This is a genomic window from Bartonella sp. AP57NXGY, from assembly GCF_042195805.1.
Classification (GTDB): Bacteria; Pseudomonadota; Alphaproteobacteria; order Rhizobiales; family Rhizobiaceae; genus Bartonella.
Genome location: NZ_JBHIOZ010000691.1, coordinates 1 through 530 on the forward strand (window position 1 = coordinate 1; position 530 = coordinate 530).

The 530-nt window shown below is 48.9% G+C and carries 1 protein-coding gene; it reads left to right on the plus strand.

Annotated elements, in window-relative coordinates; translation table 11 throughout:
• A partial coding sequence (locus ACFIL8_RS12670) for a phage tail tape measure protein (RefSeq protein ID WP_375690136.1) occupies window positions 1–530 on the plus strand: 530 nt, incomplete at both ends.

The window sequence follows — 530 nt, forward strand, 5'->3', positions numbered from 1 at the left end:
GCCACCGGCACCTTGGTGCGCTTTTTTAATGTGTTGGGTAAATCCGAACAGGGGATGCGCTCGCTGATTGCCATTGCTGGGCGCGATTTTACTGGTGATTTTGCCAAATTGGTGGGCAATCCCGAATTGTTAGGGCAAGCTTTAGATTATGTGAAAGATCCACAAGTCTTTAAAGGCTCTGTAGAGCAAGAAGCAGACAAACAAGCAACCGGTGCCATGCGGCAATTTGAACTCTTACAAAACCGTATTGTGGCTTTGGGGATTAGCATTGGTGAAGTGCTTCTGCCCCCCCTCAACAGTTTGATGGAAAGTGTTGGCAATTTTACCAATGGGCTTATGGCGTGGGCGAATGCGCACCCAACTTTAACAAGCGCCATCATCAAAACCATTGCCGCTCTGATGGCTTTTAATATTGCTCTGCGCGTGTTGCGCTTTACCATGGCTGGCACACGTCTTGGGCTTCTTCAATTGATGGGCTCTTTTATCAAGCTTAGAGTACTCAGTCGTGGTGTTGCTGCAAGCTGGCGGGG